The sequence below is a fragment of the Stenotrophomonas sp. G4 genome, from assembly GCF_003428825.1.
GTDB lineage: Bacteria > Pseudomonadota > Gammaproteobacteria > Xanthomonadales > Xanthomonadaceae > Stenotrophomonas > Stenotrophomonas indicatrix.
On the sequence record NZ_CP031741.1, the window covers coordinates 4,199,993 to 4,218,422 of the forward strand.

General features: G+C 67.0%; 16 protein-coding genes and 1 tRNA gene. 8 read left to right on the forward strand and 9 right to left on the reverse strand.

The features are described 5' to 3' along the window. Nucleotides 1-87: 87 nt before the first annotated feature. The gene (locus tag D0Y85_RS19270) at nucleotides 88-1,389 is read right to left on the reverse strand and encodes an aminotransferase class V-fold PLP-dependent enzyme (RefSeq protein ID WP_117311652.1); all 1,302 of its coding nucleotides are present in this window, start codon (nucleotides 1,387-1,389) and stop codon (nucleotides 88-90) included. Then, nucleotides 1,389-3,794: a TonB-dependent receptor gene (locus tag D0Y85_RS19275; RefSeq protein ID WP_117311653.1), complete on the reverse strand. Its 2,406-nt coding sequence runs from the start codon at nucleotides 3,792-3,794 to the stop codon at nucleotides 1,389-1,391. Before D0Y85_RS19275 ends, D0Y85_RS19270 begins: the two co-directional genes overlap by 1 nt. A gap of 274 nt (nucleotides 3,795-4,068) precedes the next feature. Here D0Y85_RS19275 and D0Y85_RS19280 point away from each other — a divergent pair, with 274 nt between their 5' ends. From D0Y85_RS19280 to D0Y85_RS19290, 3 genes are all read left to right on the forward strand, one after another. Beyond that, nucleotides 4,069-4,896, forward strand: coding sequence for an AraC family transcriptional regulator (locus D0Y85_RS19280; RefSeq protein ID WP_117311654.1), 828 nt, complete (start codon nucleotides 4,069-4,071; stop codon nucleotides 4,894-4,896). Nucleotides 4,897-4,912: 16 nt separating this feature from the next. Continuing rightward, nucleotides 4,913-5,992: an alpha/beta fold hydrolase gene (locus tag D0Y85_RS19285; protein WP_117311995.1), complete on the forward strand. Its 1,080-nt coding sequence runs from the start codon at nucleotides 4,913-4,915 to the stop codon at nucleotides 5,990-5,992. Nucleotides 5,993-6,110: 118 nt separating this feature from the next. Continuing rightward, nucleotides 6,111-6,782 (forward strand): VOC family protein, encoded by a 672-nt coding sequence (locus D0Y85_RS19290; RefSeq protein WP_117311655.1) that lies wholly within the window; start codon nucleotides 6,111-6,113, stop codon nucleotides 6,780-6,782. Between the two features lies 1 nt (nucleotide 6,783). Here D0Y85_RS19290 and D0Y85_RS19295 read toward each other — a convergent pair whose 3' ends face one another. The 3 genes from D0Y85_RS19295 to D0Y85_RS19305 form a co-directional block, all read right to left on the reverse strand. Continuing rightward, nucleotides 6,784-8,196 (reverse strand): TPM domain-containing protein, encoded by a 1,413-nt coding sequence (locus tag D0Y85_RS19295; protein WP_117311656.1) that lies wholly within the window; start codon nucleotides 8,194-8,196, stop codon nucleotides 6,784-6,786. Further along, complete coding sequence (locus tag D0Y85_RS19300; RefSeq protein ID WP_117311657.1) at nucleotides 8,193-10,037, reverse strand: M3 family metallopeptidase; 1,845 nt, start codon at nucleotides 10,035-10,037, stop codon at nucleotides 8,193-8,195. Before D0Y85_RS19300 ends, D0Y85_RS19295 begins: the two co-directional genes overlap by 4 nt. A gap of 72 nt (nucleotides 10,038-10,109) precedes the next feature. Next, nucleotides 10,110-10,628: a hypothetical protein gene (locus D0Y85_RS19305; RefSeq protein ID WP_117311658.1), complete on the reverse strand. Its 519-nt coding sequence runs from the start codon at nucleotides 10,626-10,628 to the stop codon at nucleotides 10,110-10,112. An 81-nt stretch (nucleotides 10,629-10,709) separates the two neighbouring features. Between D0Y85_RS19305 and D0Y85_RS19310 the strand changes: the two genes are divergently transcribed. Then, nucleotides 10,710-11,336, forward strand: coding sequence for a YiiX/YebB-like N1pC/P60 family cysteine hydrolase (locus tag D0Y85_RS19310; protein ID WP_117311996.1), 627 nt, complete (start codon nucleotides 10,710-10,712; stop codon nucleotides 11,334-11,336). A 54-nt stretch (nucleotides 11,337-11,390) separates the two neighbouring features. On the opposite strand, the gene D0Y85_RS19315 is transcribed toward D0Y85_RS19310, so the two are convergent. Beyond that, the gene (locus tag D0Y85_RS19315) at nucleotides 11,391-11,570 is read right to left on the reverse strand and encodes a hypothetical protein (RefSeq protein ID WP_117311659.1); all 180 of its coding nucleotides are present in this window, start codon (nucleotides 11,568-11,570) and stop codon (nucleotides 11,391-11,393) included. Between the two features lie 310 nt (nucleotides 11,571-11,880). Between D0Y85_RS19315 and D0Y85_RS19320 the strand changes: the two genes are divergently transcribed. Then, complete coding sequence (locus D0Y85_RS19320) at nucleotides 11,881-13,545, forward strand: AMP-binding protein (protein ID WP_205420716.1); 1,665 nt, start codon at nucleotides 11,881-11,883, stop codon at nucleotides 13,543-13,545. A gap of 101 nt (nucleotides 13,546-13,646) precedes the next feature. On the opposite strand, the gene D0Y85_RS19325 is transcribed toward D0Y85_RS19320, so the two are convergent. Both D0Y85_RS19325 and ubiA read right to left on the reverse strand, forming a co-directional pair. Then, nucleotides 13,647-15,071, reverse strand: coding sequence for a TIGR00366 family protein (locus tag D0Y85_RS19325; RefSeq protein WP_177177048.1), 1,425 nt, complete (start codon nucleotides 15,069-15,071; stop codon nucleotides 13,647-13,649). Between the two features lie 175 nt (nucleotides 15,072-15,246). Further along, entirely contained in the window at nucleotides 15,247-16,140 is an 894-nt protein-coding gene (ubiA, locus tag D0Y85_RS19330) for a 4-hydroxybenzoate octaprenyltransferase (RefSeq protein ID WP_025877458.1), read from the reverse strand. 149 nt (nucleotides 16,141-16,289) lie between these two features. On the opposite strand from ubiA, the gene D0Y85_RS19335 reads away from it, so the two are divergent. The 3 genes from D0Y85_RS19335 to D0Y85_RS19345 all read left to right on the forward strand — a co-directional run bounded on the left by D0Y85_RS19335 (nucleotide 16,290) and on the right by D0Y85_RS19345 (nucleotide 17,618). After that, nucleotides 16,290-16,366 (forward strand) — tRNA-Arg (locus D0Y85_RS19335). Between the two features lie 137 nt (nucleotides 16,367-16,503). Further along, the gene (locus tag D0Y85_RS19340) at nucleotides 16,504-17,208 is read left to right on the forward strand and encodes a DUF433 domain-containing protein (protein ID WP_065198275.1); all 705 of its coding nucleotides are present in this window, start codon (nucleotides 16,504-16,506) and stop codon (nucleotides 17,206-17,208) included. After that, nucleotides 17,205-17,618: a DUF5615 family PIN-like protein gene (locus D0Y85_RS19345; RefSeq protein WP_117311661.1), complete on the forward strand. Its 414-nt coding sequence runs from the start codon at nucleotides 17,205-17,207 to the stop codon at nucleotides 17,616-17,618. The genes D0Y85_RS19340 and D0Y85_RS19345 overlap by 4 nt, the downstream gene beginning before the upstream one ends. Nucleotides 17,619-17,630: 12 nt before the next feature. Here the strand turns inward: D0Y85_RS19345 and D0Y85_RS19350 are convergent, their stop codons facing one another. Continuing rightward, nucleotides 17,631-18,338 carry a DKNYY domain-containing protein gene (locus D0Y85_RS19350; RefSeq protein ID WP_117311662.1) on the reverse strand — a complete coding sequence of 236 codons (708 nt, stop codon included), beginning with the start codon at nucleotides 18,336-18,338 and terminating at the stop codon, nucleotides 17,631-17,633. Nucleotides 18,339-18,430: the final 92 nt, after the last annotated feature.

Here is an 18,430-nt window from a genome sequence, read left to right on the forward strand (position 1 = left end):
CGTGGATGGGTGTTGCGCCTGGTAGTGCCGGCCGCTGGCCGGCAACATGCACACTACGGTCATGAGGTTGTCGGCCAGCGGCCGGCACTACCCCAGCGCGGCCAACGCCTGCACCAGCGCATCCATCTGCGCGGGGCGGGTGAACACCGATGGTGTCACCCGCACACAGGCGCCGGAGTCCAGGCCATCGCGATGGGTGGTGAATATCCGGTGTTCATCCAGCAGCCGTTTCTGCAGCGCCAGGTTGTCTTCCACCGAGGCATGGCCACGCAGGCGGAAGCTGGCCAGTGCACTGGCCAGCGCCGGATCCGGCGACGACAGCACCTCGATATGCGCCATCTGCCGCGCCGCCACCGTCCAACGCTCACGCAGGTAGCGCAGCCGCGCCTGCTTGTTCGCTGCGCCGATGCGCTGATGCAGCGCGATGGCCTCCGGCAGCGCCAGATAGGCGGCGAAGTTGACCGTGCCGGTGTGCACGCGACTGCCCACGCGGCCGTCGTCGGTCTCACCCATGTACGGATCCAGGTCGGCCACGCGTCCTTTGCGCACGTACATCGCGCCCACGCCCACCGGTGCGCCGATCCACTTGTGCAGGTTGATGCCAACGAAATCGGCCTTCAGGTCCGGCACCGCGTAGTCGATCTGGCCAAAGCCATGTGCGGCATCGACAATCACATCGATGCCGCGCGCACGCGCACGCTCGGCGAGCTCGGCCACCGGCAGCACCAGCCCATGGCGGTGGCTGACCTGGGTCAGCAGTACCAGTTTCAGGCGCGGCAGGCGCGCGAACGCCTCATCGTAGGCCTGCAGGATCTGCTCATGGGTGGGCACCACCGGCAGTGCGATGCGCTCGACCTGCACGCCACGACGCAGCTGCAGCCAGCGCATCGCGTTGATCATGCTGTCGTAGTCGATGTCGGCGTACAGCACCTGGTCGCCCGCGGCCAACCGGTTGTAGCCGCCGATCAGCGCGAGCATCGCTTCGGTGGCGCCACGGGTCAGCGCGATCTCGTCGGCGCCGACGCCAAGCATGTCGGCCACCTGCCGATGCACGGCCAGGTACTGCGCCGGGAACGCGTGGCGACCGTACCAGGCATTGCCCCGGTTCACTTCGGCGGTATGCCGCTGGTAGCTGGCCAGGGTCTGCTTGCCCATCGCGCCCCAGTAGCCGTTCTCCAGGTGGTTCACTTCATCGGTGATGTCGAAGTGGCTGGCGACGGCGGACCAGTACGACTCGTCACGGGCCAGCACATCCGGCGTCGTGGAAGGTGCAGGAATGTCCATCGGCACAGCGTAGCGCGCGGCTGCCGGAGCAGCCAGCGCGGCAAGCGCCGCACTGGCCGGCAGCAGCGCACCTGCGCGCAGCAGGGAGCGGCGGCTGCGGTCCATCAGAAGCTCAGCCGGTACTGCGCGTACACGTTGGCGCCGTCGGTGTCGTACGGCGCGTTGCGCGAATAGATCAGGCCACGGCTGGCCTGGAAGGTGGCTTCGTCCGGGTAGCGGTCGAACACGTTGTCGGCACCCACGCGCAGGATGTGGTGTTCGTTGATGCGATAGCCCACGGCCAGGTCGAGGAAGGTCATCGCACCGAACTGCTGGTAGATGTCGCCGGTGGCATTGCCGGTGGAGTCGGTCCACTTGCCGTAATAACGCACGCGTGCCATCAACGACCAGGCACCGACGTCCCAGCTGCCGGTGAAGCTGCCCTTGTGCTCGGGCAGGCGGTCTTCGAACAGCACGCGCTGGGTTTCGTTGGTGGCCACCGAGGTGCTGCCGTTATCGACGCGGGTCTGGTTGTAGTTATATGCCAGGGTCAGCGTCATCCGCCCTGCGCCGAGGTCGCGCAGGTAGTTGCCGACCACATCCACGCCGGTGGTGGTGGTGTCGAAATCGTTGGTGAAGTAGTTCACCGAGGTATAGCCCAGCGGGTTCGGTGTGCCGGCCGGAATGGCGAAGCTGGCCGACTGGCTGAAGCGGTCGCTGAGCGTGATCCGGTAGACATCGACCGACCCGGACAGGCCCAGCTCGGTGCGCCAGGTCAGGCCCAGCGAGGCCGTGCGCGATTCTTCCGGGGTGAGCGGCTTGGCACCCAGCAGCTGCGCCAACGGATCGCTGGGCGACAGGCGGCCGCTGGTGAAGATCTGCAGCGTGCGCGTGTCCAGGCCCTGGGTGGTGCTGGTGGTGTTGAGCTGGGCCGGCGTGGGCGCGCGGAAGCCGGTGGAGAGCGTGCCGCGCAGCGCCACGTCCGGGGTGATCGCAAAACGTGCCGACAGCTTGCCATCCACCGTGCTGCCGAAGCTGGAGAAGTCTTCATAGCGACCGGCCGCGCCGATGCTCCAGCGCTCGCCCAGCGGCACTTCCATGTCCACGTAGGCGGCCTTGCTGCGCTGGCTCCACTGCCCGGCCTGGCTGGCCGAGAAGCCCGGCGCGCCATTGGAATTGGCTTCCAGGCCCGCCGCAGCGCCACGGCCGACCGCATACGAGGCCGGGTCGCCGGCGCGCACCTGGTAGGTCTCCTGGCGGAACTCGGCACCGAAGGCGACGTTGACCGGTTTCGACAGCGCAGCCACGTCCCATTCGTAGTTGAAGTCCGCATTGGCGTTCTTCTCGGTCTGGGTCAGCCGGCCGAGGTCGAAGGAGGTCGGGCTGTCCGGGCCCAGCGAGGCGTTGATGGAGTTGTCCAGGCTGTAGTCGATGGCATTGCGGCCATACGAGGCGCTCAGGTCCCAGCGCAGCCTAGGGGTGATCTCACCCCGCAGGCCCGCGACCAGCTGCAGGTCGTTCTGGGTGTTGCCGTACTGCGGGCTGAAGCCCAACGGATACAGCGAGCGCAGGTTCCAGCCCGGGAAGATGCTGGTCGTACGGTACGCACCGGTGGTGGTATCGGGGTTGCGCCAGTTGAAATCGCTGACGCCGTCGCTGTGGCTGTACAGGCCGAAGGCATACAACTCCAGGGTGTCGCTGGCATTGGCCTTCAGGTTGAAGCCCACGCGGCGGCTTTCCAGCTCCGGCTGGCCCCAGCGCTGCACCGGGTTGGGCACGTCCAGTTCGGGATGCGCGGCCTGGAAGGCGATGGCGTCGGGACGCTGGCGCGTGCGTGAGGTCGCATCGGAGTTGGACGATTCGGCGAACAGGGCGAGGCTGCCGTAGTCGCCCAGCGCCCAGCCGGTGCGCGCACTGAAGTCGCGCGAGCCGCCATCGCCCTGCGCGTACTGCGAATAGCCCGCAGTGATCTCGGTGCCCGGGCTGTCCTCCAGGATGATGTTGATGACACCGGCGATGGCATCCGAGCCGTACTGCGCCGACGCGCCATCGCGCAGCACTTCGATGCGCTTGATGGCGCTGGTCGGAATCTGCGCCAGGTCGGCGGCCTGTGCGCCGCGGTTGCCAAGCAAGGCACTGCGATGGAAGCGGCGGCCGTTGACCAGCACCAGCGTCTGGTCCGGCGACAGGCCACGCAGCGTAGCTGGGCGTACGAACACCTGGCCATCGGCCATCGGCAGGCGCTGCACCACGAACGAAGGCACCAGCTGCGCCAGCACGTCCTTCAGGTCGGTGGAGTCGACCGACTGGATGTCCTGCTTGGTGAACACGTCCACCGGCGCCAGGGTTTCAAACTGGGTGCGGTTGGAGGCACGGGTACCGGTGACCAGCATCGCATCGAGCTGGGTGGGCGCAGCGGCGTTGCCACTGCTGCTGGTGCCTGCCGTTCCGGCCTCTGCAGCGATCGCGCCTCCTGCGCTGACCAGACCAAGGGCGAGGAGGATGGAACGCGACAGCTTCGAACGATGCACGGCAGGACTCCGGGAAGGCACGACAGGGCCAGGTGGGACCTGGACAAGGCGCGCAGTCTCGGGGCGGGATGTGAAGCAGCGATGACGTGGAGACGACAGTTGACGCCGGCAGGCACGGCCGGAAGTGCGCGGGCAAGGGCGGGTTCCCGTCAGGGCTAAGGCCTGCGCTTTGCAGCAGTGCTGCAGAATCGATGTCCCGCCACCGCAAGAACTGCTAAGCGCCCCACCGCGTCGATCCGGTACGCTGCCCGGCATTCGAACGAGGGACAGCGCGATGAGCGCAGCCGGCAAAGCGTTGTGGTACATCGAAAGCCATGCCGACAAGCCGCTGGCGCTGGCCGACATCGCGGCAGCCGCCGGATTGTCCCCCTTCCACCTGTCACGCCTGTTCCAGGCCCGCACCGGCACCTCGGTGGTGCGCTACCTGCGCGGACGTCGCCTGACCGCCGCCGCGCAGCAGCTGGCCAACGGTGCCGGCGACATCCTGCAGGTGGCGTTGGCAGCCGGCTACAGCACGCATGCCGCGTTCACCCGTGCCTTCTGCGAGCAGTTCGGGCAGACCCCGGAGCGCGTGCGCGAGCGGGGCCTGCAGGAACTGGCACTGGTGCACGCGATCCGCCTCGACGACGCGCCACAGGCCAGCACCGAGGCGCCCAGGCTGATCGACTGCACGCCCTTCCAGGTGGCCGGAATCGGCATGCGGCACAGTCGCGACAGCGGCGGTGCGATTCCCGGGCAGTGGGCACAGCTCAATCGCGAATGGCCAACACCGGCGCCGGTCAGTTTCGGTGTGTGCTGCAACAGCGACGACGAGGGTGGCTTCGACTACATCGCAGCCTTGCCGGTGCATGCACTGCCATCGGTGCCTGCACACTGGCAGCGGGTGGATGTGCCTGCGCGCCGTTACCTGGTGGCCTGGCATGGCGGCCATATCTCCACGCTCCGCTCGACCTGGTTCTGGCTGCTGGACCAGTACCTGCCGGCAAGCGACCTCCACCTGGCCAACGCGCCGGATCTTGAACGCTACGACACCCGCTTCGACGAGCATACCGGCCATGGCGGCGTGGAGATCTGGCTGCCGGTCGATCACCGTCCTGACTGACCCGGAGAAACCGATGATGCGCGCGACACGATGGATGCTGACCCTGCTGCTGGCTGCTCTGGCGCCGATGGCGATGGCGGCCACTGCCAACATTGCCGGTGAACGTCATGGCGTGACAACGCTGAACAGCGCAGCGATCCGCGATGGTGCTCGGCGCGACGTGCTGCGCTTCACCGTGTGGTACCCGGCAATGCCAGGCAGCAAAGAAATGCCGCTGACCATCGGGCCACCGGATGCGCCGCTGTTCGAGGTGGGGCGCGCGGCGAAGGATGCCCCCATTGCCGGCGGGCGCCTGCCAACCCTGTTGCTGTCGCATGGCAATGGCGGCACCGCGCGCATGATGGGGTGGCTGGGCACCGCGCTGGCGCGGTCTGGCTACCTGGTGATCGCCGTGGACCACCCCGGCAACAACGGCGCCGATGAGATGACGCTGGCCGGCAGCGTGCTGACCTGGCTGCGCGCCGACGACCTGAAGGCGGCGCTGGCGGCCGTGCAGGCCGACCCACAGCTGGGGCCACATGTTGATGCGTCGCGGCTGGGCGTGGTGGGTTATTCCGCTGGCGGCTTCACCGCACTGCTCAGCGCCGGCGCACGGCCGGACCTGACGCGGCTGCTGGCGTTCTGCCAGGCGCACCCGGACGACGGCGTGTGCAGGCCGCAGCAGGAAGCGGCCGCGCATACGATGGCGGCGCGTCTTGCTGCGGCGGCGTCACCACAGCTGCAACCGTACGTGCAGCATGCGCAGGATGATCGTTCGATTGCCGGCGTGCGCGCGGTGTTCGTGCTGGCGCCCGCCATCGTGCAGGCGTTTGCACCGAAGCAGCTGAAGGCGTTGCGGCAGCCGGTGATGATCGTGCTGGGTTCAGCGGATGAGGTGGCGTCGCCAGTGACCAACGGTGATGTGGCGGCGGCACTGATTCCGAAAGCAACGCTGCACGCGCTGCCCGGTGTCGGCCACTACGATTTCCTGTCTGCCTGCACGCCGCTGGCAGATGAGCGGCTGCAGGCGCTGTGCATGACTGCGGTACCGAAGGAGCAGACGCATGCCGTGGCGGTGGAAGACGCGGTGCGCTTTTTCGGGGAAGCCTTGCGCTGAAGACAGTCGAGCACGGCTCGATGCCAGGGCTGGCAACAACGATTCGTTGCACAGGTGATGACGCGGCGCAAAGGTGCGCGCGACTACACTGCTCCCAACGCTCCACGGAGGATCGATCATGCGCCTGTTGCATCTTTCTCTGCCGGTATCCGATGTCGCCAGCGTTGCCGCGTACTTCCGCGACGTGCTGCAGCTGGAGGTGGCCGGCGACCAGGTCCGCGTTGGCTGGAGCACGATCCAGCTGCAACCGGCCAATGGCCGTCCGGTAGGCGGCGTGCACCTGGCCTTCAATGTGCCGGACAACCGCTTCGCCGAGGCCATGAGCTGGCTGCGTGCGCGCACGCCGTTGCAATGCAATCCGCAAGGACTGGATTACTTCGCACTGGAAAGCAGCTGGCAGTCGCAGTCGGTGTATTTCACCGGACCCGATGGCCTGATCCTGGAACTGATCGGCCGCAGGCGCTTGCCGGCCAGCGACCGCAGTGGCGCCTTCCATGGCAGCGAACTGACCTGCCTGAGCGAGGTTGGCCTGCCCAGCCATGATGTCGATGCGGTGCGCGAACAAGCCAGCCAACGCTTCGGCCTGCGGCCGATCAGCCCGCCGTCACCCCAGTTCGCGCCGATGGGCGATGACGAGGGCCTGCTGATCGTGGTCGCTGCCGATCGCCGTTGGTTCCCCGAGCAGAGGGACCTGCCCAATGCGCAGGGACTGCAGTTGCAGGTGGGTGATGTGAGCGGCAGCGGTGAACTGCACGATGCTGCGCTGGGCTGGCGGGTACAGGCGGCCTGAGCTACCAGCTGCCCGAGGCGCCACCGCCTCCGCTGCGGCCGCCACCACCGGACCAGTCGCTGGAACTGCTCGAGGACGAACTGGACGAGGAGCTGCTGGACGAGGAGCGGTAGCCTCTGGACGACCTCCGGCCGCCGCGGGCTTTTTCGCCGGGCAGCAGAGTGAACACCCAGATGAAGTACAGGAACAGCGTGCCCATGCTGGACACGATCGTCGCCAGCACGCGGGCGTTCTCGTCGCCGGCACGGTCGATGGCCAGCAGCGCGCCCAGCGCATAGCCACCGGTCAGCAGCACCAGCACCACCAGGCGGATGGCGAAGCTGTTGCGGTTCTTCCGCCAACGCGCGCGGCCGGCCTGCACCAGGAAGAACACCAGCATGGCGGCGATGCCGACCGCCAGGTTCAGCAGCGCGTGCAGCGCAAGGCTGGGCGGCAACTGGCCGCGCACCAGCATCACCGCGAAGAAGCCGGTGCTGACGGCCAGCATGCCGTACAGCACGATGCGTACGCCGCCGCTGCGACGCCAGCACCAGCCCAGCAGGGTTGCCACCGGTACGGCGGGCAGCAGCACGAAGACCAACGCCGGCAGCACGTGGCGCGGCAGCAGCAGCGACGCAGAAAGCCCCCCCGCGGCGATCACCGCCGTCACCAGCAGCGGCCTTCCCCACGCAGGCAATGTCGGCCACGTTGACCTGGGCATCGCCGCATTGGCTGCCAGTGCCTTGCGCCGCCGCTCGCGGCGGTTACCGATGAAATCAGCTTCGGTCCTCGTCGCCAGCAGACGCGGTGGCGATCGCCACAGACCGGCCAGGAAGCCCGCCAGCAACGTCAGCGCGACGACCGAATCCCCCGTGCGCCAGTCCGCGGGCAACACGTTGCGTGCCGACGTATCTTCCCAGGGCGGCAGTTGCTCGCCGTCGACCAGCGCCACCAGCACGTGGGTGCCGTCCAGCACGCCCTGGTCCAGGTCTCCCTCGCGCAGCTGCGGCACGATCGCCTTGTCGATGATGCGCGCGGCATAGGCATCGGGAATGGTGCCTTCCAGGCCATAGCCGGTCTGGATGCGTACACGCCGATCCTGCACCGCCACCAGCAGCAGCACGCCGTCATCGACACCGGCGCGGCCCAGCTGCCATTGGTCGAAGACCCGCTGCGCATAGGCTTCGATGCCTTCCTCGCCAACGCTGGGCACCACCAGCACCTGCAGCTGCGCGCCCTTGCGTGCCTGCAGCTGCAATGCCTGCTCGCGCAGCGCGGCGCGGGTGCTGGCGGACAGCGCATTGGCGGTGTCCACCACCGGGTCATTCAACGCTGGGACCGGGGCTGCCGCCAGCGCCAGCAGCGGCAGCAGGCAGAGCAGCAGTGCAAGCCATGCCCACGGCCTGGCAACGCGCGCCTGCGGCACCGGGCTCATGTGCCCTGCCCAGCCTCTATCCGCGCATACAGCGCCTGCAGCCGGGCAGCGTTCTGCGCGAACACCTGCAGGTCCGCGTCGACCAGTGCCGGCCAGTCCGGCGCATGTCCCAGCAACTGCGCCACCTGTTCCTGCGGTGCGCGATCAAAGCCCTCGCCCAGCACGGTCAGATAGCGCTGGCGGAAACCCTCCGGGTCCTGCTGGTCCTGCACATACAGCTGCACCGCCAGCAGACCGGCGTAGAGGTAGTTGACCAGGTACTGCGGGTCCTCATACATCAGTCGCTTGCTGACCCAGGTACTGCGCAGCTGCGGGTAACGTTGCGGTTGCTGGCCATAGCGCGCCAGCACCCGGCCGGTGAGCGCATCCAGATCGTCGGCGGTGCCCAGGGTGTTGCCCGCCACGCCCTGGTAGATCGACTGCTCCAGCTGCGCTTCCTCGGAGGAGGTGAACAGCTGCATCACCATGTCATCCAGCAGCGATTTCAGGTAGTACGCCTTGGCGCGAGGATCCTGTGCCTGCTGGTACAGCTGGTCACGGAAACGCAGTTCGTTGTAGATGGCGAAGGCCTCGGTCATCCACGCACTGCCATTGAGATGCAATGGCGAGGCATGCCCGTGCAGCATCCACTGCCCATGCATGGCGTGACCTGCTTCATGGGCGATCTCCACGTCGCTCTCCAGCTCCCCGCTGCGCAGCCCCACGAACAGCAGCGCCGGCGTGTCCGGTGCGAACACATGGAATGCGTCTTGGCTGCGGCTGCCCAGTTCTGTGGCCAGGTCCATGCGCTTGTGCGCAGGGTCCAGCAGCGCGCGCAGCTCGGCGACATACTCCGGGCCCAGGTGCTGCATGGCGTCGGCGGCGGTATCGCGCAGCTGCGCCAGCGTCAGCACCGGTGGCGTATAGCCGGCATCCGGTACGGTGGTATCCCAGATCTGCGGCGACGTGATGCCGCTGCGCCCGGCATGCTGCAGCAGCATGTCCTGGTAGGCACGACGGTCTTCCGCGTGGCGCTCGATCGCCGCCAGCGTCGCGTCGACGGTCGCCGCATCCATGCCCATGCGGCGGTAGCCACGTGCGGTGGCCGAGCCATCTCCCTGCAGGCGCGCGGCGGCGTCATTCACCTGCACCAGGCCCAGCAGCACTGAAGCCATCGGCTCGCGGCGCGACTGCAGGCCCTGCCAGTATCCCTTCCAGCCGGCCTCACGCAGCGCACGTTCGGAGTGCTGGGCCAGCGCCTGCTTGTCGGCGCCGGTATCCCAGCTGCGGCCAGCCCCCTCGACGCGTGGAAATGCGGCGCTGTGGAAAATCTGCCGATGCAGGCGCGCGAAGGTATCCAGCGCCGGGTCGGCCAGCGTATCCACGGCATCATCCAGCTGCGCATTGGCCGGCGCCGCACCTTCCTGCAGCGCACGGTCGCGCAGGAACCGGTAGGGCGCCAACCAGGGTGCATCCGCCGGTGCCTCACGCAGAGCGGCCCTGCCAGCGCGGGCGATACGGCCGCACAGCCCCATCACCTGGTCCAGCGCCTGCGCCGGGCGACGATCGCGTGCGTTGCGGGCAGCCTGCAGATGCAGATACGCATGGTGGCGTACGCACTGTGCCTGCAACGCTTCGGCCTGGCGGAAGCGCGTGGCCGGCGCGCTCGCCGTGGCGCCCTGCAACGCCTCAACGCGCTGGCCCAGGGCAATGCGTGCCGTCTGTTCGGCGGCGGCGCTGGGAAAGTAGGCGCGATCGTCAGCGTGCAGCGATTGCGCGTGGGCGCCGAGGGACGTGGTCATCGCCCACAGCGTGGCGATGACCAGGGTAACGGTGGTGGTGCGCATCCTGCGGGCCTGCATCGGCGTCTCCGTGCCTTGAACGTGTCTGGAGCCTAGCAGCCGCCGACGGCCCGCGCCTGTCCCGATCGGGCCTCAGATCGACTCGTCTTCGCGCTTGACCAGCGTCCAGCACGGCCTCTGCGCGAAGGTATAGGTCTGCTGGTCGCTGCTGTCCGGTGTGCGGATCTGCACCTGCATCTGCCCGTCAGCCACGGCCGTCACCTGCATCTGCCGGCCCTGCCCGGCCAACCCTGCCGGATCAGGCATCACCGGCCATTCGACATCGGCCAGTGCCAGCGGGCGTTGTACGGTGCGCGGCTCAGGCTCGGCGCCGGCGTCGACGTAGCTGTCCAGCAGCGGATCGGCCGTGGCCTTTTCCTGCAGGGTGATCTCGTTGCCGAAGTGCTTCAGGAAAGTATCGAACGCGGCATGGGGGCACGCTGCGGTCGCTACTGCGGGTGCGGGCGCCGGTTCCACCGCCGTCGCTGTGCTGGCAGGTGCCGCTGCAGGCGCCGGGGCTTCAGCCAGCGCGGGCTGCGGCGCAGGCGTGCAGGCGGACAACACAAGGCCAAGGACGGGTGCCAACAGCACAGGGGAACGGCGGGGCTTCATGGGATCGTCCTGATTCCGGTTCGGTCGCGCCATCCTACCCTGCCGCCTACAATCGCGGTTTTCCTGCTGTCCGAGATGCCCATGCGCCGCCTTCTGCTCCTGATCGGCCTGCTGCTGCCTGCCCTGTGGCCAGCCATGGCGATGGGCGTCGACGTCCGCGACGGCGACCTGCTGTTCGTCACCGCCGGCCATGGCGGCCTGAGTGCGGCCATCGACGATGCGACCGGAAAACAAGGCGCGCCGAGTTTCGACCATGTCGCGCTGGTGGCTTCCGCACCGCAGGGCTGGGAGGTGCTGCACGCCGATGAGAAAGGCTCGCGCCGGCAGACGCTGGAACAGTTCCGCGAGGACGCGAAAGGCAAGCAGCGGCAGATCGTGGTCTATCGCCTGCGTGCGCCGCCGGACAATGCCATCGCCGATGCCGTCGCCACCGCGCGCACCATGCTGGGCAAACCATACAATACTGCCTACGTGTTGGACGACGACAGCTACTACTGCTCGGATTTCATCGAGCGCGCGTTCCGTGCGCACCATGTGTTCGCACTGCAGCCGATGAACTTCCGCAACCCGCAGACCGGTGAGATCTCCCGGCACTGGGTTGATCTGTATCGCGGCATGGGCATGGAGGTGCCGCAGGGCCTGCCCGGTACCAACCCCAACGACATGGCTGCAGCACCGGTGCTGCAGCGGATCGGCGTGCTGGAATAAGCGAAGCCCCGCGCGGGGCGGGGCTTCGTCGGTGATGGATGGCGGCTGCCAGGATCACTCTTCCTCGTCCTGCCCGCCCTGCTGCTGGTTCTGGTTGCGCTTCTGCTGTTCCTGCTGCTGTTGCTGCTGCTGGTCGCGGCCGCGCCCCTGCTGCTGATCCTGCTGGTTCTGCTGGTTCTGCTGGTTCTGCTGGCCCTGCTGCTTCTGGTTCGGGTTCTGGTTCTGCTGTGCCATGTCCGATCTCCAAATGCCACGCGCGGAATGCGGTGGACGGGGCCATCGTCGGCAGCGATGGGTTAACCATGCGTTGTGAGCGGGCTACACCCATGTGTACGTGCGTGAATGAACCGGCGCCAGCCCTTGCGGCACAAGCGACTGAAGGATTCATGCGGGTTTGGCATGTCGTCATGCTGCAGCCGGAAACGAACGCATTCAGCGTGCCTGCCCGCCGCGGCGCGCGCAGCGGCGGCCTACGCCCATGGTCCCATTTGCAGCATGCAGGGCCGCCGCCTATCGTCGGAATGACGTCACCCCGGAGATGCGCATGGCCCGCGACACTGCAGCACGCCCCAGCTACGAACAGGCACTGGCCGATTTCAGCATCGAGCGCGGACAGCGACAGTTGCACGGTGACCTGCAGACCGGCATCAACGCCTGCGTGGAGTGCTGCGACCGCCACTGCGGCCGCAATGCGCTGGCGCTGCGCTGGGTGGACGCCCACGGTGCCCTGCATCGGTACACCTTCGAGGACCTGCGCGATGCCTCTGCGCGTGTTGCCCAGGTGCTGGCCGCGCAGGGCATCGGCAAGGGCGATGTGGTGGCCGGCCTGCTGCCGCGTACACCGGACCTGCTGGCGACCATCCTCGGCACCTGGCGGGTGGGTGCGATCTACCAGCCGCTGTTCACTGCGTTCGGCCCCAAGGCCATCGAAACACGGTTGAAAACCGGGCGCACCGCATTGGTGGTGACCGACAGCGCAAACCGCAGCAAGCTGGACGAGGTCGATGGCTGCCCGCCGGTCGCCACCCTCCTGGCACCGGAGCAGACACTACGTGTCGGCGACATCGACTGGACCGCACGCACCGCCGATGCCACACCTGATTTCGCGCCGGTGATGCTGCGCGGAGAAGAGCTGATGGCACTGCTGTCCACCTCCGGCACCACCGGCAGCCCCAAGGGCGTGCCGGTGCCGCTGCGCGCATTGCTGGCCTTTGCCAGTTACATGCAGTTGGCCGTGGACCTGCGCCCAGAGGACGTGTTCTGGAACATCGCCGATCCCGGCTGGGCCTATGGGCTGTATTACGCCGTGATCGGCCCGCTGCTGCTGGGCCAGGCCACCACCTTCAGCGAAGCCGGTTTCAGCGTGCAGGGGCTGAACGACATCGTCGCGCGGCTGGGTGTCACCAATCTTGCCGGCTCGCCCACAGCGTACCGGCAGATCATCGCCGCCGGGCCCGAGGCCAGTGCGGCCATCAACGGCAAGCTGCGGGTGGTGAGCAGCGCCGGCGAACCGCTGAACCCGGAGATCGCCCGTTGGTTCGCCGCCCATCTGGGCACCACGGTGCTCGACCACTACGGCCAGACCGAGACCGGCATGGTGATCAACAACCACCACGCACTGGACCACGCCGTGCGGCCGGGATCATCGGGCTTTGCGATGCCCGGTTACCGCGTGGCGGTACTGGATGATGCCGGCAACGAACTGCCGCCGCGCACGCCCGGCATCCTCGCCGTGGACCTTCAGCAGTCGCCGATCATGTGGTTCACCGGCTACTACGGTGCCGACACACCGGCGCTGGGCGATCGCTACTACCTCACCGGTGATTCGGTGGAATGCGAGGACGACGGCTCGATCAGTTTCATCGGCCGCTCGGACGACCTGATCACCTCGTCGGGCTATCGCATCGGTCCATTCGATGTGGAGAGCGTGCTGATGGAACACCCTGCGGTGGCGGAAACGGCGGTGATCGGCGTACCCGATCCAGAGCGCACCGAGATCGTCAAAGCGTTCGTGATCCTGCGCGCTGGGTTCAGCGGCAGCGACACGCTGGCGCAGGAACTGCAGCAGCATGTGCGACGCCGGCTGTCCGCCCATGCGTACCCGCGCCAAGTGGCGTTCGTCGCGGAACTACCGAAAACGCCCAGCGGCAAGCTGCAGCGCTTCCTGCTGCGCAAGGCCGAGATCGAAAAACTGGCGCCGGCTGGCTGAGGGTCTCCGGGGTCAGAGCCCTTCCTTCGAAAGGGATCTGACCCCGGGGTCGGATCCTCTCCAGCGGAGAGGCTCTGACCCCACATGACCCCGTGCTTGCGCTACGGCATCACCGGCGGCACGTAGGCCAGGGTCATGCCCAGCAGCCACAGCAACCCCAGCACCAGCGGGATGTGCACCAGCAGCTGGATGAACGTGAAGCCGACGATGTCGCGGGCCTTCAGGCCGAGCACGCCCAGCAGTGGCAGCATCCAGAACGGATTGATCAGGTTCGGCAGCGCTTCGGCCGCGTTGTAGACCTGCACCGCCCAGCCCAGGTGCGCCTTCAGTTCGTTCGCGGCCTGCATCACGTACGGCGCTTCGATGATCCACTTGCCGCCACCGGACGGTACGAAGAAGCCCAGCACCGCCGAGTACACGCCCATCACCAATGCGAACGTATCGGTGCTGGCCACGTGCACGAACAGGCTCGACAGCCGGTGCGCCAGCGTCTCACCGTCGCCACCGGCAGCGTGGGTGAGGATCATCGCGATGCCGCCGTACAGCGGGAACTGGATCAGCACACCGGTGGTGCTCGGTACCGCCTTGGCCACCGCGTTGAGGAAGCTGCGCGGGCGCCAGTGCAGCAGCAGGCCCAGCGAGATGAACATGAAGTTGTAGGTGTTGAGGTTGGCGATCGCGCTGACCAATGGCTTGTTGGCGAACTCGTTGAACAGCCAGCCGAAGGCCAGCAGCGAAAGCAGCACGGTCAACAACGGGCTGTACTCCAGCCACTCGCCCGGACGGGTACGGCGCTGCAGCGGCTCCGGTTCGGCCTGCGCCGCGCCGGGGAAATCTTCGGCGGTACGCGCACTGCCGGCGGCCGGCGCGGTCAGCCAGGCGATCAGCAGCGAGACCACGATCAACACCGAGGTCAGCGCGATCGACTGCCACAGGAAGATGGTTTCGGTGAACGGCAGCACGCCGGTGATCTCCACCAGCCCCGGCGGCATGCTGGCCGGGTTGGCCTGCAGCTGTGCCGCCGACGAACTCAGGCCCATCGCCCACACCGCGCCCAGGCCCAGGTAGGCCGAGGCACCGGCAGCCCGATAGTCCATGCGCAGCTCGGTGCGGCGGGCCAGCGCGCGCACCAGCAGGCCGCCGAACACCAGCGAGAAGCCCCAGCTGAGCAGCGAGGCCAGCATGCTGACCAGGCCGACGTACACCACGGCACCACGACCGGTGCGTGGCACCCGGGCCAGGTAGTCGATGAAGCGCGCGACCACCGGTGCAGTGGCTACCGCATAACCACCGATGACCACGAAGGCCATCTGCATGGTGAAGGGAATCAGGCTCCAGAAGCCGTCGCCGAAGGCGCTGGCGGTGGCCTGCGGAGTGGCGCCGAAGCCCATCGCCGCCAGCGCGACGATGACCACGCCGAGCACCGCGAATACATACGCATCGGGGAACCACTTTTCCGCCCAGGCGGCCGAGCGCAGCGCGGCGCGCGCCATCCAGCCGTCCTGTACTGCTGCCGTCGAGGCCATCACCTACCCTCCCAGGTTCGATGGCCTGATTCTGGGCGGTGGGGTACGGGCTGTCAGCCACCTATTGGTCGTAGGTGACCGCCCGCCGGGCATGGCCCGGCGCTACCAGTTCGGCCGAGGATTCCGACCCGTGCACATGGCGCGGGGTAGCGCCGGGCCATGCCCGGCGGCCTTCTCAACGCAGCGCCAGATCCACGGCGATACCGGCAAACAGCGCGGCACCCACCCAGTTGTTGTGCAGGAAGGCCTTGAAGCACGGCCCACGCTCGCGGTTGCGGCAGATCCAGAACTCGTACACCACCAGCAGCGTCGCCACTGCGACGCCGGCCAGGTAGTACCCACCCAGCCCGCCGCGCACGCCCACCAGCGCCATCGTGGCCAGGAACAGCGCGTACAGCACGCCCTGGATGACCAGGTCCAGATCGCCGAACAGGATCGCAGTGGAGTGCGAACCCATCTTCAGGTCGTCTTCGCGGTCGACCATGGCGTACCACGTGTCGTAGGCGGTGGACCACAGGATGTTGCCGGCATACAGCAGCCAGCCCAGCATCGGCACCTCGCCCTGCACGGCGGCGAAGGCCATCGGGATGCCCCAGCCGAAGGACATGCCCAGGTAGACCTGCGGCAGATGGGTGTAGCGCTTCAGGTAGGGATAGCTGGCCGCCAGGAACACGCCGATGAAGCTCAGGGCGATGGTCAGGCCGTTCAGGGTCAGCACCAGGCCGAAGGCCACCAGCATCAGCACCGCAAACAGCACCAGCGCCGCCCGGCCGCTGATTGCGCCGGTCGCCAGCGGTCGCGCCTTGGTGCGCTCTACGTGCGGGTCGAGCCAGCGGTCGGCATAGTCGTTGATGACGCAACCGGCCGAGCGGGTCAGCCAGACGCCAGCGGTGAACACGAACAGGGTCCACAGCGGCGGCAGGCCGCCAGCGGCCAGCCACAACGCCCACCAGGTGGGCCACAGCAACAGCAGCGTGCCGATCGGACGATCGGCGCGCATCAGGGACCAGTAATGCCGCCAACGCGGCGTCGGCGCCGGATGCGGCGCGGAAAGGGGGGTATCAGCCATGACACTAGGATACTCCTGTGCCTTCGGACCGACTTTGCCGGCGGGGGGAGATTTGTGCGGCGAAACTGGATAGAATGCCCATCCCGCACCGCCTCATTGCGTTGCGATGCCCGCCCCGGCCCTGGCCGACGGCGCGGCGGTTCCACCACGCGCTCGTAGCTCAGCCGGATAGAGTAGTGGCTTCCGAAGCCATTGGTCGGGGGTTCGAATCCCTCCGGGCGCGCCATCTTCCTGTCGGCTACGGCCTGCCAATCACCGGGCAGATTGGCCCGCGCATGTCTCCGTTCTCAGTTTATGAGTCCCGCAGGGCGCAGAATGTGATTCTGTACTCCAGCTCCATTCGGATTGAGTAGACTCGGCGCCATGGGTATCGCCTTGCCAGCACAGGACAGCCTCGGCGTCGGTCTCTATTCCTACGCCGATGCTGCGCGCTTCATTGGCGGCAGTTCGTCGGAACTGCGCCGATGGCTGAAGGGCTACCAGGGTCGGAAGCACGGGAATCCGGAAGCCCGCCCTCCCCTGTGGAAGTCGCAATGGGCCGATTCAGAGATTGACGGCATTGGCTTTCGCGATCTGATCGAGCTGCGCTTCGTCCGCACATTCGTCGCATGTGGCGTGCCACTCAACCTGGTGCGGCGAACCATTGTCGAGCTGAACGAGCGGCTCGGTAAGGAGTACCCCTTCACCAGCACGAGCTTCAAGACCGATGGGCGCCGCATTTTCATGGAGCTCGTGGGCGACAGCGGCGATGCCGCACTGGTGGATGTGGTGAAGCGCCAGGACGTGATGCGCAAGGTCATCGCACCTTCGCTGCGTGACGGCATCGAACTGGGCATCGATGATCGTGCCGAACGATGGTTCCCACTGAAGGGATCCCGTGCGGTGGTATTTGATCCACAGCGCAGTTTTGGTCAGCCCATCCTTGCCGAATCGGGCGTTCCTACCATCGCCATTGTCGAGGCGCTGCGCGCCGAAGGTGGCGACGAGCGTCGCGTGGCCAGGCTGTATGACCTACCTCTGACTGCAGTGAAGAAAGCACTGCAGTTCGAGAATCGAGCCGCGCCTTGAAGGCGCAGATCGATGAGAATCTTCCGCCCGCGCTGGCCCGGGCCATCGACGCCATTGCAGGAACGGACGAACACGAAGTCTTCCACGTAAGGGAGTTCGTGATGCCCGGCACTACTGACCTGGAGCTCTTCGACGCGGCCACCCAGCGTGGCATCCGCGTACACGTTACACAAGATCATCATCATCGCAAGCCCGCAGAGCGCGAGGCGATCGCACGCCTCGGCCTGACCGTATTCGTTCTGGCCAAGGGCTGGAGCACGCTCAACCACTACGAGCGCGCAGCGCGGCTTCTGGAGTGGTGGCCCAAGATGATGCAGCAGGCCGAACTCGTGCAACCTGGTGCAATGTTCCGCGTACCGCATGCCAGGGCGTCCGGGGGACGGCTGACGCAAATCAAGGTGTCACGGTAACCGCTTCGCGCGTCAACCCTCATCATCCGTGAAACCATGCTGTGCACGCAGCATCGGGTCGGTCTCGATCATGAACATATGGAACAGGTGTTTATGGTCCCGCGACCAGCTCCCCTGCAACAGACGCCACGACGCCACATCCACGCGCGGCAGCTTCCGTTCCAAGTAGTAGACACGGCTGCCATCGCCCGAGAAGTGTCCGCCCAGCAGCCGCCAGCGCGCGTGATCCACGCCGGGCAGAGGCTTCCCGTCGCAGTAGACGCTGCTGTCGTCAACGGCGTACAGCGGGTCCTGCGGGATTGTCTGCAGCAGGTCGCCGCGCCGACAGTGCTTCATCCGCCGGCCGCAGTACCAGCCGCCCTGGTCATCGGCCCCATAGCCGCCGCCGAGATCGCGGAACGTCGTGCAATCCGCCTCGGGTAGCGCTTTCAGCGACGTCTCGTACTGGAAGTACACGTGGTGCTTGTCCACCCAGTAGTCGCCGCACTCACCGAAGCTTTCGCGGTCGATGGCGGTCAGCCGGGTCCACGCGTGGTAGACCGCATGCGCGTCGCGGCCGATGAAATAGTGGGCTGGATTGAACTCGAAACTCGCTGCATCGGCCCTGCGCAGCAATCGGCCCTGGTGGAAGACCTGGCCCTCGTGGATGCGCCAGAACTCGATGCCATACGGACCGATGAACCGCTGGTCCGGCAGGTCGCTGATCTTCTGCCATGCCATGGTCTGGGGCTCCGCCGGTGATGGGGGCCCTAGTGTAGGCGGTAGGAGAAGCAGCCGAGCATGGCTCGGCTCCATGGGTTCGAATGCGCTGG